Origin of the sequence: Streptomyces sp. BK79 (genome assembly GCF_044142145.1) — a bacterium.
In the GTDB taxonomy this organism is placed as follows: domain Bacteria; phylum Actinomycetota; class Actinomycetes; order Streptomycetales; family Streptomycetaceae; genus Streptomyces.
The window spans coordinates 180,414-195,548 of sequence record NZ_JBHVOC010000010.1; the positions used below are offsets into that span (position 1 = coordinate 180,414).

General features: G+C 74.1%; 13 protein-coding genes. 2 read left to right on the top strand and 11 right to left on the bottom strand.

Annotation, left to right across the window (positions count from 1 at the left end):
• Positions 1 to 36: 36 nt before the first annotated feature.
• The 6 genes from ACFIF2_RS14950 to pdhA form a co-directional block, all read right to left on the bottom strand.
• Positions 37 to 1,134, bottom strand: a complete 1,098-nt coding sequence (locus ACFIF2_RS14950) for a potassium channel family protein (RefSeq protein WP_395573116.1) — start codon at positions 1,132 to 1,134, stop codon at positions 37 to 39.
• On the bottom strand, positions 1,131 to 2,522 hold the full coding sequence (locus ACFIF2_RS14955) for a molybdopterin molybdotransferase MoeA (RefSeq protein ID WP_395573117.1): 1,392 nt from the start codon (positions 2,520 to 2,522) through the stop codon (positions 1,131 to 1,133). The genes ACFIF2_RS14950 and ACFIF2_RS14955 overlap by 4 nt, the downstream gene beginning before the upstream one ends.
• Positions 2,519 to 3,589 carry an NTP transferase domain-containing protein gene (locus ACFIF2_RS14960; RefSeq protein WP_395573118.1) on the bottom strand — a complete coding sequence of 357 codons (1,071 nt, stop codon included), beginning with the start codon at positions 3,587 to 3,589 and terminating at the stop codon, positions 2,519 to 2,521. The genes ACFIF2_RS14955 and ACFIF2_RS14960 overlap by 4 nt, the downstream gene beginning before the upstream one ends.
• Before the next feature lie 92 nt (positions 3,590 to 3,681).
• Complete coding sequence (locus ACFIF2_RS14965) at positions 3,682 to 5,205, bottom strand: dihydrolipoamide acetyltransferase family protein (RefSeq protein ID WP_395573119.1); 1,524 nt, start codon at positions 5,203 to 5,205, stop codon at positions 3,682 to 3,684.
• A complete protein-coding gene (locus ACFIF2_RS14970) occupies positions 5,205 to 6,209 on the bottom strand; it encodes an alpha-ketoacid dehydrogenase subunit beta (protein ID WP_395573120.1) in 1,005 nt (334 codons plus the stop codon). Before ACFIF2_RS14970 ends, ACFIF2_RS14965 begins: the two co-directional genes overlap by 1 nt.
• A complete protein-coding gene (pdhA, locus tag ACFIF2_RS14975) occupies positions 6,206 to 7,363 on the bottom strand; it encodes a pyruvate dehydrogenase (acetyl-transferring) E1 component subunit alpha (RefSeq protein ID WP_395573121.1) in 1,158 nt (385 codons plus the stop codon). The genes ACFIF2_RS14970 and pdhA overlap by 4 nt, the downstream gene beginning before the upstream one ends.
• A 174-nt stretch (positions 7,364 to 7,537) precedes the next feature.
• Here pdhA and ACFIF2_RS14980 point away from each other — a divergent pair, with 174 nt between their 5' ends.
• A complete protein-coding gene (locus ACFIF2_RS14980; protein ID WP_395573122.1) occupies positions 7,538 to 8,062 on the top strand; it encodes an Lrp/AsnC family transcriptional regulator in 525 nt (174 codons plus the stop codon).
• Between the two features lie 114 nt (positions 8,063 to 8,176).
• Here the strand turns inward: ACFIF2_RS14980 and ACFIF2_RS14985 are convergent, their stop codons facing one another.
• Positions 8,177 to 8,779, bottom strand: coding sequence for a TetR/AcrR family transcriptional regulator (locus ACFIF2_RS14985; RefSeq protein WP_395573123.1), 603 nt, complete (start codon positions 8,777 to 8,779; stop codon positions 8,177 to 8,179).
• Positions 8,776 to 10,293, bottom strand: coding sequence for a 3-hydroxyacyl-CoA dehydrogenase (locus ACFIF2_RS14990; RefSeq protein ID WP_395573124.1), 1,518 nt, complete (start codon positions 10,291 to 10,293; stop codon positions 8,776 to 8,778). The genes ACFIF2_RS14985 and ACFIF2_RS14990 overlap by 4 nt, the downstream gene beginning before the upstream one ends.
• 173 nt (positions 10,294 to 10,466) lie before the next feature.
• Between ACFIF2_RS14990 and paaN the strand changes: the two genes are divergently transcribed.
• A complete protein-coding gene (gene paaN / locus ACFIF2_RS14995; RefSeq protein WP_395573125.1) occupies positions 10,467 to 12,161 on the top strand; it encodes a phenylacetic acid degradation protein PaaN in 1,695 nt (564 codons plus the stop codon).
• Here the strand turns inward: paaN and ACFIF2_RS15000 are convergent.
• From ACFIF2_RS15000 to ACFIF2_RS15010, 3 genes are read right to left on the bottom strand one after another with little or no spacing between them, the layout of a single operon-like run.
• The gene (locus tag ACFIF2_RS15000) at positions 12,158 to 12,925 is read right to left on the bottom strand and encodes a TrmH family RNA methyltransferase (RefSeq protein WP_395573126.1); all 768 of its coding nucleotides are present in this window, start codon (positions 12,923 to 12,925) and stop codon (positions 12,158 to 12,160) included. The two genes, paaN and ACFIF2_RS15000, sit on opposite strands and share 4 nt — an antisense overlap.
• Positions 12,922 to 14,274 (bottom strand): HTTM domain-containing protein, encoded by a 1,353-nt coding sequence (locus ACFIF2_RS15005; protein ID WP_395573127.1) that lies wholly within the window; start codon positions 14,272 to 14,274, stop codon positions 12,922 to 12,924. Before ACFIF2_RS15005 ends, ACFIF2_RS15000 begins: the two co-directional genes overlap by 4 nt.
• The gene (locus tag ACFIF2_RS15010; RefSeq protein ID WP_395573128.1) at positions 14,271 to 15,089 is read right to left on the bottom strand and encodes a DUF5819 family protein; all 819 of its coding nucleotides are present in this window, start codon (positions 15,087 to 15,089) and stop codon (positions 14,271 to 14,273) included. The genes ACFIF2_RS15005 and ACFIF2_RS15010 overlap by 4 nt, the downstream gene beginning before the upstream one ends.
• Positions 15,090 to 15,135: the final 46 nt, after the last annotated feature.

A 15,135-nucleotide genomic window follows, 5' to 3' on the forward strand; every position in this document is an offset into this window, starting at 1 on the left:
TGCGGCTCGCGGGGCGCCGACTGCGGTCCGGCGCCGTCAGTCGCGGGGCAGCGGGCGGGCGTCGGGAGCCACGTGGGTGGCCGGTGTCGCCCGCACGATCGTGATCAGGCGGTCCGTCAGCTCCAGTCCGCCGACGGCCGGATCGTCGTACCCGAGCACCCGGTGCCCGCGTACGACGCTCACCACCAGGTCGTCCGTCTCGCGCGGCTTCTTGCCCACCTCGGCCTTTATGACCGGCCGCTCGACCAGGTCGAGCCCGCTGCCCTGGCTGATCAGGTCCTCCATGACCATGCCGGCGGCGGGACTGAGCACGGAGAGGCCGAGCAGACGGCCGGCGGCGCTGGCACTGGTGATCACTGCGTCGGCGCCGGACTGCTTGAGCAGCGGCGCGTTCTCCTCCTCGCGGACCGCGACCACGATCTTCGCGCCCCGGTTGAGCTGCCGGGCCGTGAGCGTCACCAGCACGGCCGTGTCGTCGCGCTGGGTGGCGATGATGATCTGCTTCGCCCGGTACACCTCGGCCCGGTTCAGCACGTCACTGCGCGTCGCGTCGCCGATCACACCCGCGTAGCCGTGGGCCGTGGCGGCCTCGATGGCCTTGCCGCTGGGGTCGACCACGACGACCTGCTCCTTGCGCAGCCCGGTCGTGCAGACGGTCTCGACCGCCGACCGTCCCTTGGTGCCGAAACCGATGACGACGGTGTGATCGCGCAAGGTGGACCTCCAGCGGTTCAGGCGCCACTCCTCCCGAGTGCGCTCGGTGAGGGCTTCCAGCGTGGTGCCGACCAGGATGATCAGGAAGATCACACGCAGGGGCGTGATGACGAAGATGTTGGTCAGCCGGGCGGCGTCGCTCACAGGTGTGATGTCGCCGTACCCGGTGGTGGAGAGGGTGACGGTGGCGTAGTAGAAGGCGTCCAGGAGGTCGACCGCGTCGTCCGAGTTGTCCGTGTAGCCGTCGTGGTCGGCATAGACGATGAACGCGGTCGCCAACAGCACCACGAGGGCCATCGACAGCCGCTTGCCGACCTGGCGGATCGGGTGCTCGACCATCTTCCTCGGGAGTTTCACCCGATGGGTCACGAGGTGTTCGTCCGCCTGGCGGGCGATCGCGTCCTGGCCCGGAAGTTTCACGTGAAACACACTCCGATTCCGCCGGTGGTCCAGGGCAGGTCGAGCAGTTCGGCCTCCTGCCCCGACCGCGCACCGCCCGGGGGTACGACGGCCAGGGCGTCGGCGGCGGCGATGCCGCGCAGCATGGCCGGACCGTTGTAGTGCAGCGGCACGGCACCGTCGCCGCGCAGCACGACCGGGACGAGCCGGGTGTCGTACGGATGCCCGTGCACCGCGTCCCGCAGCGGCAGCGTGTACGGCTCGGGCGCCGGGCGGGCGGCGAGGATGCGCAGGAAGGGCTCGGCGAGGGTGAACAGACCGGAGACGGCGGCCAGGGGGTTGCCGGGCAGGCCGACGAGGTGCTGGTCGTCCCTCAGCCGGGCCAGCAGCATGGGGTGGCCGGGGCGGACCTTGACGCCGTCCACGAGGAGTTCGGCGCCGGTCCGGCCCAGGATCGGGTGGACGTGGTCGACGGGCCCCGCGGCGGTACCGCCGGTCGTGACGATCAGGTCGGCGTCGCTGGCCGTGACGGCGCGGTGCAGGGCGTCGGCGTCGTCGCCGACGCGGCGGACCGCGCGGACGTCGGCGCCCAGGGCACGCAGCCAGGGCGGCAGCATCGGGCCGAGGGCGTCCCGGATCAGGCCGTCGTGCGGGAGGCCCTCGGTGAGCAGTTCGTCGCCGAGGACCAGGACGTCGACGCGGGGGCGGGGGACCACGGTGAGGGTGTCGTAGCCGGCGGCCGCCGCGAGGCCCAGGACGGGCGGGGTGGCCAGGGTCCCGACGGGGAGCAGCTGGTCGCCGCCGCGGCACTCCTGACCGCGCGGGCGGATGTCCTGGCCGTGGACGACCTCGCGGGTGGGGTGCAGGCGGTCGCGTTCGTCGGTCCGGCCGTGCTCGCTGCGCAGGACGGCGGTGGTGTCCGGGGGGATGCGGGCGCCGGTGGCGATACGGACGGCCTCGCCGTCGGTGAGGGGCGCGGGCTGCGCGTGTCCGGCCAGGACGCCTTCGTCGCGCACGGCCCAGGGGCCCGGTCCGGCGACGGCCCAGCCGTCCATCGCGGAGGTGTCGAAGGAGGGCAGATCGGTGAGGGCGGTGAGCGGCGCGGCGAGGGTGAGGCCGAGGGCCGCGTCGAGGGGCACGGAGACCGGGGCCCGGCGGGCGGCGCGGACGGCGGCGCGGGCGGCACGCTCGGCGATCGCCCGGGCTTCGGGCCAGGCGGTCGCCCGGTGATGGGAGCCCGTCTGCTGGGGCGGGGCGCCCTGGTGGCCGTGGGACGTGGCGGGCGCGGGCCTCGCCGCGTGGCCGTGGTCGCCGTGCGCGGCGCCGGGCTGCTCCTTCACGAGGGCGAGCGCCTCCTCGACGTGGCGGTCCTCCGCTTCCTCATCGGCCCGTGTGCCGGGGGAGGTCATCGCGCGTCCGGGCGGGTGTCGGGGGTGGCGCCGGGAGCCGCGCCGGGTTCACCGGCGGCCGGGGCGGAACCGGCGTCGGCGGCCGGGGCGGGACCGATGTCCCCCGCCGGGGCGGAACCGGTGTCCGGGACCGGGGCGGGACCGGCGTCGGCTGCCTCCTCGGCCCAGCGCCGGGCGAGGGCGGCGGCCTTGCGGGACGCCTCGGCGACGGCTTCGGGCCCGCCTCCGGAGCGACCCACCGCGTAGCCGACGAGGAAGGTGGTCAACGGGGCCGCGGGCCTGGCCACCCCGTGGGCGGCGTCCCGGGCGAGGTCGAGCAGGACGCCGGTGTCGACGTCGAGGTCGATGCCCAACTCGTCCTTGGCTGCGGTGATCCATTCATCCAACACGTGACCATGCTCCCTGATGCGTGCCCTTGCGGTGGCGATGTCGTCCCAGGTGTCGCAGTCGAAGGACGCGACGGCGTCCGGGATCCGGGCGAGACGGAGGGCGCCGGTCAGCCGGCGCAGGGGCAGTCCCGAGAGGTCCGCCCGGCCTGCACCGTCCGTCCGGGCCGCCCGGTCCCGGGTGAGCGCCGACAGTTCGCGGCGCAGCGCGGACGCGCGGTAGGCGGCGACGAGGGGCTGGTCCCGGCCGTCGGCGTCGGTGAGCAGCACGCCGTCCGCGTCGCCCGCCGCGAGGGCCGACAGAAGGCGTCCGACGCTGTCCTCGGCGAGGAACGGCAGGTCGGCGGAGAGCACCACGACATGCTCCGCCGTGGTCGGCCCGAGGCCGGCGGCGAGGGCGGCGAGCGGTCCGCCGCCGGGTGGGTCCTCGCGCGCCCAGGTCACCGGGCGGACGGTGGGCCTGGGATCGGCGACCACGACCGTCGTCCTCGCCCCGGCGCAGGCGGCGAGCACCCGGTCCAGCAACGCCCGTCCGCCGACCCGGAGGCCGGGCTTGTCGGCACCGCCGAGCCGCCGCGCGGCCCCGCCGGCGAGCACGACGGCGTCGTATCCGGCGCGGGCCGGGCCCGGCGCGGGATCGGTACCGGCGCCGGGTTCTCCGGAGGGCTCGTACGCGGTCACCCCCCGAGTATGCGGTGCCGCGCGATCACAGGGAACGCGGGGGAGCCCGCGCGATCAGAGTGTGCGCGCCGGCGTCCGGGGCGGCGGCTCCGTCACAGGGTCCGCAGCAGCACCGCCGGCTGCTCCACGCAGTCCGCCACGTACCGCAGGAAACCGCCCGCCGTGCCGCCGTCGCACACCCGGTGGTCGAAGGTGAGCGACAGCTGAACGACCTGACGCACCGCCAGCTCGCCGTCGTGCACCCAGGGCTTCGGGACGATGCGGCCGACACCGAGCATGGCGGCCTCCGGGTGGTTGAGGATCGGCGTGGAGCCGTCGACGCCGAACACGCCGTAGTTGTTCAACGTGAAGGTGCCCCCGGTCAGTTCACCGGGCGTCAGCCGCCCGTCCCGGGCCGCCTCGGTCAGCCGGGCGAACTCGGCGGAGAGCCCCTCGGCGTCGCGGGCGTGCGCGTCCCGGACGACCGGAACGACCAGCCCCCGGGCCGTCTGGGCGGCGAAACCGAGGTGGACGTGGTCGAGTTGGACGATCTCCCGGGCATCCGTGTCGACCGTGGAGTTCAGCTCGGGGAAGCGGGCCAGCGCGGCCGTGCAGATCCGGGCCAGCAGGGCGACGAGGGAGATCTTCGGCCCTCCGGCGGCGTTCATCGCGGTGCGCGCCCGCATCAGCTCGGTCGCGTCGGCGTCCACCCAGCAGGTCGCGTCCGGGATCTCGCGCCGGCTGCGGGAGAGCTTGTCGGCCACGGCGCCGCGGACGCCCTTGAGGGGGGTGCGGACGCCGCCGGACCGGGCCGCGGAGGACGCGGACGACAGGGCGGACACGGGGGACACGGGGGACGACGGTGCCGGGCCCGTCCCGGCGACGTGCGGCGCGTCCGGCTGCGCCGCCGTGCGGCCGCCCTGAGCGGCGGCGGCCCGCAGGGCGTACTCCACGTCCGCGCGCAGGATCAGTCCGTCCGGGCCGGAGCCGGTCAGCTCGCGCAGGTCCAGGTCGTTCTGCCGGGCCAGCCGGCGCACCAGCGGAGAGATCACGGGGACGGGACCGTCCGGCGGATCGGGGACGGGACGGACCTGGCCGTTCGCCCGTCCGGCCGCCACGGCGGGCGCCCGGTGGTCCGGTCGCACCCGGCGCCGGCGCGCGGGCGCCTCCGAGGTGCCGTACCCGACCAGGACGTTGCCCGATCCCTCGGCCTTCCCCCGCCCCGCGCCGGGCTCCCCGGCGGAGGACTGCTCGGCAGGGGGCTGCCCAGGCCGAAGCCGCTCCACACGGGACCGCTCCGAGCCCGCGCCCGAGCCAGTGCCCGGGACGGCGCCCGGACCCGAGCCGTTCACCGGACGGTCCGCCGCCCCGGCCCCCTCGTCCGCAGCCACCGTCAGCAGCGGCGCCCCGACGGGCAGCTCCGTGCCCTCCTCGCCGAAGCGGGCGGTGACCACGCCGCCGTAGGGGCAGGGCACCTCGACCATCGCCTTGGCCGTCTCGACCTCGACGACCGGCTGGTCCACGGCGACGACGTCGCCCACCTCGACCATCCAGCGCACGATCTCCGCCTCGGTGAGCCCCTCACCGAGGTCGGGGAGCCTGAACTCCCGACCGCGCCCCTCAGAAGCGTGTGCCATCAGCTCTCGGCCTCCCACTGCAGGCGCCCCACGGCGTCCAGGATCCGGTCCACGCCGGGCAGGTGGTGGCGCTCCAGCATCGGCGGCGGGTACGGGATGTCGAACCCTGCCACACGCAGCACCGGCGCCTCCAGGTGGTGGAAGCAGCGCTCCGTGACCCGGGCCGCGATCTCCCCGCCCGGGCCCCCGAAGGAACCCGACTCGTGGACGACGACAGCGCGTCCCGTCCGCCGTACCGAAGCGCACACCGTCTCGTCGTCGAACGGCACCAGGGAGCGCAGATCCACGACTTCGAGGTCCCAGCCCTCGGCCCGGGCCGCCTCGGCCGCCTCCATGCAGACGGTCAGCGACGGCCCGTACGTGATGAGTGTGGCGCTCCGACCGGGGCGCCGCACCACCGCGCGGCCCACCGGCTCAACGGGTGCCGGCTCCTCAGGGTTCCAGGCGTCCTTCGACCAGTACAGACGCTTGGGTTCGAGGAAGACGACCGGGTCGTCGGAGGCGATGGACGCGCGCAGCAGCCCGTAGGCGTCGGCGACGGTCGCGGGCGTGACGACATGGAGCCCCGGAGTCGCCATGTAGTACGCCTCGGACGAGTCGCTGTGGTGCTCGACGCCGCCGATGCCGCCGCCGTAGGGGACGCGGATGGTCAGCGGCAGGGGCATCCTGCCGCGGGTGCGGTTGCGCATCTTGGTGACATGGCTGACGACCTGCTCGAACGCCGGGTAGGCGAATGCGTCGAACTGCATCTCCACGACCGGGCGCAGCCCGTACATCGCCATGCCGACGGCGGTGCCGAGGATCCCGGCCTCGGCGAGCGGGGTGTCGGTGCAGCGGTCCTCGCCGAACTCCGCGGCGAGGCCGTCGGTGACGCGGAAGACGCCGCCGAGGGTGCCGACGTCCTCGCCCAGGACGTGCACGCCCGGGTCGGCGGCCATGGCGTCGCGCAGTGCGCGCGTGAGGGCCTGCGCCATGGTGGCCGGCTTGACGGCGACGGTGGTCATCGGTGTCCCCCTTCGGGCGCCCCGGACGCCGTCTCCGCCTCGGCCGCCAGCTCCGCGCGCAGCAGGTCCCGCTGCTCGCGCAGCTGCGGCGTGGGCTCGGCGTAGACGTGCGCGAACAGGTCCATCGGGTCGAGCCTCGGGTCCTGGTTCATGCGGGCGCGCAGGTCGGCGGCCATGGTCTCGGCGTCCTCGCGGGCCGCCCGCACCGCCTCCTCGTCGAGCAGGCCCCGCTCGGTCAGCTCCCGCTCCAGCAGCTCGACCGGGTCGTGCCGGCGCCAGGCCTCGACCTCGGCGTCGCCCCGGTAGCGCGTGGCGTCGTCGGCGTTGGTGTGCGCCTCGACGCGGTACGTCACCGCCTCCACCAGCGTGGGACCGCCGCCCGCGCGCGCGTGGCGCACGGCGTCGGTGAGGACCTCGTGCACGGCGGCGGCGTCGTTGCCGTCGACCAGGCGGCCGGGCATGCCGTAGCCGACGGCCTTGTGGGCCAGCGACGGGGCCGCGGTCTGCTTGGCGAGCGGGACGGAGATCGCGAAGCCGTTGTTCTGCACGAGGAAGACGACCGGGGCCTGCCAGACGGCGGCGAAGTTCAGCGCCTCGTGGAAGTCGCCCTCGCTGGTGCCGCCGTCGCCGACCATGGCCAGCGCGACCACGTCGTCGCCCTTGAGCCGGGCGGCGTGCGCGAGGCCGACCGCGTGCGGCAGCTGGGTGGCCAGCGGGGTGGACAGGGGGGCGACCCGGTGCTCGTAGGGGTCGTAGCCGGTGTGCCAGTCGCCGCGCAGCAGGGTGAGGGCGTCGACGGGGTCTACTCCCCGGGAGACGACGGCGAGCGTGTCGCGGTAGCTGGGGAACAGCCAGTCCCGCTCCTGGAGGGCCAGCGCGGCGGCGACCTCGCAGGCCTCCTGGCCGGTGCTGGAGGGGTAGACGGCCAGCCGGCCCTGCTTGGTCAGCGCCGTGGCCTGCGCGTTGTAGCGCCGGCCGAGCACCAGACGGGCGTACAGGGCGCGCAGCAGCGCGGGGTCGGCGGTGTCGGCGGCCTTGGTGCCGAGGACGCGGTACGGCTCCGCGTCGGGCAGCAGCGGCGCGGGGTCGGTACGGGGCTGCCAGGCGGGCGGCGGTGTGGGCCGGTAAGCGCCCCGCTGCTCCATGACCGTCATGACGGCACCTCCTCGTGGGAGCGGCTTCGGGCTCGCCACGGGTGTGACGGGCCTCACCTACCGATTGTTCGGTCGTCGGCACATTTTGGCTACAGGCGGCCCCAGGCTGTGGACAAACGGTTCTCCACAGCCTGAGATGGACGCAGTACGTCCATCGTGAGAAGGCGGGGGGACATGGCATCTGAACAAATGGCCGAACGCCCGGACGACGCCGGCGCCCCCGAGGACACCGGCCCCGCGCCCGCCCCGCCCCCGCGCCCGCTGGACGCCATCGACCAGGACATCCTGCGCATGCTCCAGGCGGACGGTCGCGCCTCGATACGCTCGGTCGCCGACCGGGTGCACGTCTCCCGCGCCAACGCCTACGCCCGCATCAACCGGCTCGTCGAGGACGGCGTCATCCGGGGCTTCGGCGCCCGCGTCGACCACGAGCGGGCGGGGCACGGCACGTCGGCGTACATCACCCTGAAGATCGTCCAGAACTCATGGCGGACGGTCCGCGCCCAGCTCCGGCAGCTCCCCGGCGCCTCCCACATCGCCCTGGTGGGCGGCGACTTCGACGTCCTGCTGCTGGTGCACACCCCCGACAACCGCGCCCTGCGCGAGCTGGTGCTGACCCGTCTCCAGGCCATCCCCGAGGTGCTCAGCACGCGCACCCTGCTGGTGTTCGAGACGGAGGACCTCGAACCGCAGAACTGACCGCCGGGCCGCCACCCCTCCAGCGCCGCCGCAGGCCCGCCCCAAGACGGACCGCCCCAGGACCGCCCCAAGACGGACCGTCCCAGAGCCGCCCCAGAACCGCCCAGGACCGCCTCAGGACGCCTTGCGCAGCCCCCCGAACACCAACCGCGCCACCGCGTCGACCACTTCGCGCTCGCCCGCGCCACCGCGGCCCTCGGGGACCTCGGGCCGGTACCACTCGACGATCGAGTTGATCATGCCGAAGACCAGCCGCGTCGCGAGCCGGACCTCCACGTCCGCGCGCACGTCCCCCTCGGCCGCCGCCGCCCGCAGCAGGTCCGCGACCCGGTGGTCGAACTCGCGCCGCCGCTCCAGCGCCCACCGCTCGGTGCCCGTGTTGCCGCGCACCCGCAGCAGCAGGGTCACGTAGGGCAGTTCGGCCATGAGCACCTCGACCATGCGCCGCACGACGTACTCCAGCCGCTCGGCAGCGGTGCCCACGCGCGCGTGCTCCTCGTCGAGGATCCCGAACAGCTCGTCCAGGGCCCGGCTCACGGCCCGGCGCAGGAGCTCCTCCTTGCCGGTGACGTGGTGGTAGATCGACGACTTGGAGATGCCGGCCGCTTTGGAGAGGTGCTCCATGGAGGTGCCGTCGTAACCGCGCTCGATGAAGACCTGCACGGCGACGGAGAGCAGCGTCTCGGGCGTGTACGTGTCGCGCCTGACGGTGGTCATGAGGGACCGCCCTCCTGCTTGTCGGAGGCGTACGCGTGACGGTAGAGCGCCAGGGAGGGCGCGTACCGGCCCGTGGGGGCGCACTCGTGCAGGTTGTCGAGTACCCCGCAGGCCCAGTCGCCGCCCAGGCGGCGGCTCCATTCCAGCGGCCCGAGCGGGTAGTTGACGCCGAGGCGCATCGCGGTGTCGACGTCCTCCTCGGTGGCCACGCCCTTGGCGACCGCCTCGACGGCCAGGTCGATGATCCGCGCGACGGTACGGGCGACGATCATGCCGGGGACGTCACCGATGACGCTGACCTTCTTGCCGAGCGCCTGGAACAGGCCGGTGGCCTGGGCGACCGTCCGCGGCGAGGTGAACTGCGAGGCGGACAGGGCGACGCGGGTGGCCTCGCGGTAGTCCAGCGCGAGGTCGAAGTACACGACGTCCCGGAACTCGACCGACGTCTGCCCGTCGGCGAGCACGAGCTGCCCGCCGCTCGGCAGCACGAGCCGCGTGCCGTTGTCCTCCGGCTCCTCGCGGACCTCGATGCCCGCCTCGCGGATCAGCGCGACCACCTCGGCGGCGGGGCCGAGGTCGCCCTCGACGACGACGTACGCGGGCGGGCCGGCCGGCTCGGCGGTGTGCGGTTCGGGCCGCTCGGCGCCGTCGCGGTAGTCGTACCAGCCCTGCCCGCTCTTGCGGCCGAGTCGGCCGGACTCGACCAGGCGGCGCTGGGCCAGCGACGGAGTGAAGCGCACGTCCTGGAAGAACGCCTGCCACACGGAGTGCGTGACGGACTCGTTGACGTCCTGCCCGATGAGGTCGGTCAGCTCGAAGGCGCCCATCCGGAAGCCGCCCGACTCGCGCAGCACGGCGTCGATGGTGGCCGGGTCCGCGCCCTGGTCCTCGTACACCGCGAGGGCCTCGGCGTAGAAGGGCCGGGCGACGCGGTTGACGATGAAGCCGGGGGTGTCGGCGCAGGCGACCGGGGTCTTGCCCCAGGCGCGGGCCGTCTCGTACGCGCGCGTGGCCGACGCGACGTCGGTGGCGAAGCCGGAGACCACCTCCACCAGCGGCAGCAGCGGCGCGGGGTTGAAGAAGTGCAGGCCGACGAAGCGCCCCGGGACGCGCAGCGCGCCGCCGATGGCGGTGACGGACAGCGAGGAGGTGTTGGTGGCGAGCAGGCAGTCGTCGCCGACGACGTCCTCCAGCGCGCGGAACAGCTCCTGCTTGACGTCCAGCCGCTCCAGGACCGCCTCGACGACCAGCGCGCAGTCGGCCAGTTCCGCGAGGGTCCCGGCGGGCTCCAGCCGGGCGCGGGCCGCGTCGCGCCCGGCGCCGGTGAGCCGGCCCTTCTCGACGAGCCGGTCGAGCCGGGCGCCGATCGCGTCGGCCGCCTCCCTGGCGCGTCCGGGGGCGGCGTCGTACAGCCGTACGGAATGGCCCGCGACCAGCGCCACCTGGGCGATGCCCTGTCCCATGGTGCCGGTGCCGACGACGGCCACGGGGCTGCTGAGGTCGAGTGCTGTCATGTGCGCGATCCTCCCGCACGGGGTTTTCCACAGATGCGGCGGTCCCCCTTGTCCCGACCGATCGTTCGGTTACTCTAGCCGTGTCCGCCTGTTCCTGCCCAGGTTTCCCCCAGGTCGCGAACTCGACGCCCAAGCCGCCGACGAGTTCGTGAGAGACGAGGAGTTGGTCCCGCATGGCCGCCGAACTCACCGCGCACCAGCTGATCGACCGGCACCGGCCGACCCTGGACCAGGCGCTGGAGACGATCCGCACGCGCGCGTACTGGTCCCCGCACCCCGAGCACCCCAAGGCCTACGGGGAGAACGGCAGCCTGGACACGGCCGCCGGCAAGGCCGCCTTCGACGCCCTGCTCAGCACCCGCCTCGACCTCGGCCAGCCCGGCACCGACGACTGGGTGGGCGGCGAGGTCTCCCCGTACGGCATCGAGCTGGGCGTGGAGTACCCGCACGCGGACCTCGACGTACTGCTGCCCGCCATGAAGGCCGGCCGGCGGGCGTGGCGGGACGCTGGCGCGGAGCTGCGCGCGATGGTCTGCCTGGAGATCCTGCGGCGGATCGCCGACCGCACGATGGAGTTCGCGCAGGCGGTCATGCACACCTCCGGACAGGCCTTCATGATGGCCTTCCAGGCGGGCGGCCCGCACGCGCAGGACCGCGGCCTGGAGGCCGTGGCGTACGCGTACGTGGAGCAGTCCCGCACCCCCGACACGGCCGAGTGGACCAAGCCGCAGGGCAAGCGCGACCCGCTGGCGCTGACCAAGCACTTCACGCCGGTCCCGCGCGGCATCGGCCTGGTGATCGGCTGCAACACCTTCCCGACGTGGAACGGCTACCCGGGCCTGTTCGCCTCCCTCGCCACCGGCAACGCGGTCCTGGTCAAGCCCCACCCGCGCGCGGTGCTGCCGCTCGCGCTCACCGTCCAGGTGGCCCGCGACGTCCTCACCGAGGCCGGCTTCGACGCGAACCTGGTCGCGCTGGCCGCCGAGCGCCCCGGCGAGGGCATCGCCAAGACCCTGGCGACCCGCCCCGAGATCCGGATCATCGACTACACCGGCTCCACCTCCTTCGGCGACTGGCTGGAGGCCCACGCCCGCCAGGCCCAGGTCTTCACCGAGAAGGCCGGCGTCAACACGGTGATCATCGACTCCACCGACGACTACAAGGGCATGCTCGCCAACCTGGCCTTCTCGCTGTCCCTCTACAGCGGCCAGATGTGCACCACCCCGCAGAACCTGCTGATCCCCCGCGACGGCATCCGCACCGACCAGGGCCCCAGGACGTACGACGAGGTGACCGCCGACCTCGCCCGCGCCGTAGACGGCCTCCTCGGCGACGACGCCCGCGCGAACGCCCTGCTCGGCGCGATCGTCAACCCGGACGTCAAGGCCCGCCTGGAGGCCGCCGCCGGCCTCGGCGAGGTCGCCCTCGCCTCCCGCGAGGTGACCCACCCGGAGTTCCCGGACGCGGTCGTGCGCACCCCGGTGATCGTCAAGCTGGACGGCGCCAAGCCCGACGACGAGGCCGCCTACACCAGCGAGTGCTTCGGCCCCGTCTCCTTCGCCGTCGCGGTCGACTCCGCCGCCCACGCCGTGGAGCTGCTGCGCCGCAGCGTCCGCGAGAAGGGCGCGATGACCGTGGGCGCGTACACGACCGACCCCGAGGTCGAGGAAGCCGTGCGGGAGGCCTGCCTGGAGGAGGCGGCCCAGCTCTCCCTCAACCTCACCGGCGGGGTGTACGTCAACCAGACCGCCGCCTTCTCCGACTTCCACGGCTCGGGCGGCAACCCGGCGGCCAACGCGGCCCTGTGCGACGGCGCGTTCGTCGCCAACCGCTTCCGGGTGGTGGAGGTCCGCCGCCAGGCCCGCTAGGACAGGCGCGGTGCGCCCCCGCCGGCGCTCCAGTGGTACAGCGTCATGGCCACGCTGGTCGCGAGGTTGTAGCTGGAGACCTGGGGGCGCATCGGCAGCGCCACCAGATGGTCGGCCCGCGCGCGCAGCTCCCGCGACAGCCCGCTGCGCTCGGAGCCGAACGCGAGCAGCGCGTCGTCCGGCAGCTTCAGCCCCCGGATGTCCTCGCCCTCCGGGTCCAGCGCGAACACCGGCCCGGACGGCAGCTCCGCCACCTCCAGCCGCTCCACGGCGGTCGCGAAGTGCAGCCCCGCACCGCCGCGCACCACCGTGGGGTGCCACGGGTCGAGGGTGCCGGTGGTGACCACGCCGGTCGCCCCGAAACCGGCGGCCAGGCGGATCACCGCCCCCGCGTTGCCGAGGTTGCGCGGCTGGTCCAGGACGACGACCGGCGTACGGCGGGGGGTGTGCGCCAGCGCCCGCAGGTGGTCCGCGCGCGAGGGCCGTACCGCGAGGGCGGCCACGGCGGTGGGGTGCGGGCGCGGCACGAGGGACGCGTACGTCTCCTGGTCCACCTCCGCGAGCAGCCCGTCCAGGGCGTCCCGCACGTCGGGCGCCAGCTCGTCGGCGAGGGCCAGGGCGCCCGCGCGGTCGGCGGTGACGGCCACCGGCACCTCGGCGCCGAAACGCAGCGCGTGCTTGAGGGCGTGGAAGCCGTCGAGCAGCACGCAGTGGCCGGCGTGCCGACGCCAGGCGGCCGTCGGGTCGGGGGCGGGGACGGTCATGCCCGGAAGCCTACGTGCGGACCCCCGGCGCCCGGCGTGCCGACGCCCTCGTCCCCCTCGCCCCCGGCATCCCCCTTGTCCCCCTCGTCCCCGGCATCCCCGGCATCCCCGTCGTCCCCCTCGTCCCCGGCGTCGCGAGGCCCGGGGACCGTCGCCGCACCGGCTTCACCGCGCCCGCCGCCACCCCGCCCGCCCCGAAGCCGGCCCGGCAGGCGGTTCAGCAGGCGGTCCCGCGCGCGCACCGCCCCCTCGCCCAGGCGGCGCAGGAAGGAGGTCGGCAGGAACACCGCGTCCGCGGCGATCATCGCCAGCGAGAAGAACGGCAGCCCCAGCACCACGGCGATCACCGCGTGCTCGGTCATCATCGCGGCCAGCAGCACGTTCTTGACCCGCCGGTTGAACAGCGTGAACGGGAAGGCGACCTGCACGGCGACCGTGCCGTACGTGATGAGCATGACCATCGTGCCGTTGCTCGCCAGTGCGTCGGAGAGGGCGGGCCAGGGCGAGAAGTAGTCCAGGTGCAGCGGGTAGTAGACCGCGGTGCCGTCCTGCCAGCGCGAGCCCTGGATCTTGTACCAGCCGGCCGTCGCGTAGATCAGACAGGCCTCCGCCATGATCACGACCAGCGCGCCGTTGTGCACGACGTTGGTGATGACGTCGAGCAGGATCCGCGGCTCGCCGCTCTTCCCTCCGCGCCCCACGGCCCACCACAGGCCCTGCGCGACCCACACCGCCCACAGCAGTGCCGGAACCAGCCAGTCGCCGCCCAGCCCGCCCGCCAGCGTCACCGTCAGCAGCGCGAAGCCGAGCACGCACCACAGCGCCGGACCGACCCGGTCCACGACCCGCTCCCCGCGCGCGCGTGCCCCCTCGGCACGCCGCGCCCGGCGCGCGTCCAGCGACCACACCTGGCCGCAGCGGGTGAGGACCAGGTAGATGCTCATCAGGTGCAGGACGTTGTCGCCGCCGTCCCCCATGAAGACACTGCGGTTCTGCAGCGAGAGCACGCCGACCATGAACAGGACCGAGACGGTACGGGTGCGCCAGCCCAGCAGGAGCAGCACACTGCTCAGGACGGCCAGCGCGTAGACGATCTCGAACCAGAGCCGCCCGTCCGACCACATCAGCACCGTGAACGCGCCGTTGTCCGCGATCAGCCGCTCGGCCAGGTCGTGGCTCCAGGGGCTGTCGGGGCCGTACAGCTCGCCCCGGTGGGGCAGTTCGCGCAGCAGGAAGAGCAGCCAGGTGGCGCTGAAGCCGATGCGGATCACGGCGGTCTGGTACGGACCGAGCGCGGCGCCGGTGACGCGGGCGATGCCGCGGGAGACCGAGAGGGCGAAGCCGTTCACGCGGCGTCCCCTCCCTTCACGTCACCGGTCTTCACGTCACCGGTCTTCACGTCACCGGTCTTCGCGTCACCGGTCTCCAGGTCGCCGGACACCGGCCACCACGGCAGCTCGCGGTAGACGGGCCGGTCGGAGACTTTCTCCCCGCTCCATGAGGGCGGCTCCACGTTGGTGGTCCGGGAACGGTACTGGACGCGCTCGACGACCCCGCCCTCTCCGGCGGCGTCGACGCGGTCCAGGCGCAGCACCGCTATGCGCCGCAGGTAGGTCTCGGAAAGGGTGCCGCGCAGGCCCACCGGGCGTTCGTCGGAGTCGTGGGTGGCGACGAAGAAGTCCCAGGCCCGGCGGAGTTCGTTCTGCTGGGTGTGGCTGGGCAGCGGATTGCCGTCGATCGCCCGGCCGTCCTCGGCGGACAGGTCGTACCAGCCGGTCGTGCGTATCGCGCCGTCCGCCGTGCTCACCTCGGCGCGGACCTGGACGGAGATGTTCTGCTGGAGCGGGTTGGGCGCGAAGAGCTTCCAGTTCTGCTCGAACTCCGGGAAGACCCACTCGTCCACGGCCTCGCCGTGCTTCTTGGTCAGGGTGTTGGACGGCGCCACGTGCAGGAACACGAGGCCGATGTGGGCGCACACGGCGACGGCGACCACCGCGAGGGCGACCACGGCACCGATCCGGTAGCGCAGGGAGAGCGCGGCGACCCCGGCACGGGGCTCGGCGGCGCCGGAAGGGCCGGCCGCCTCCAAGCCCTCGACGGTGTCCCGCTCATCCCGCCCGCCGCGCCCCCGCCGGGCGTCCGAGCCTGTGTCGTACGCGTCCATCCCGCCCCGTTCCGGTCCCGATCCGTCGTTCCGCCCGCCCGGGGCG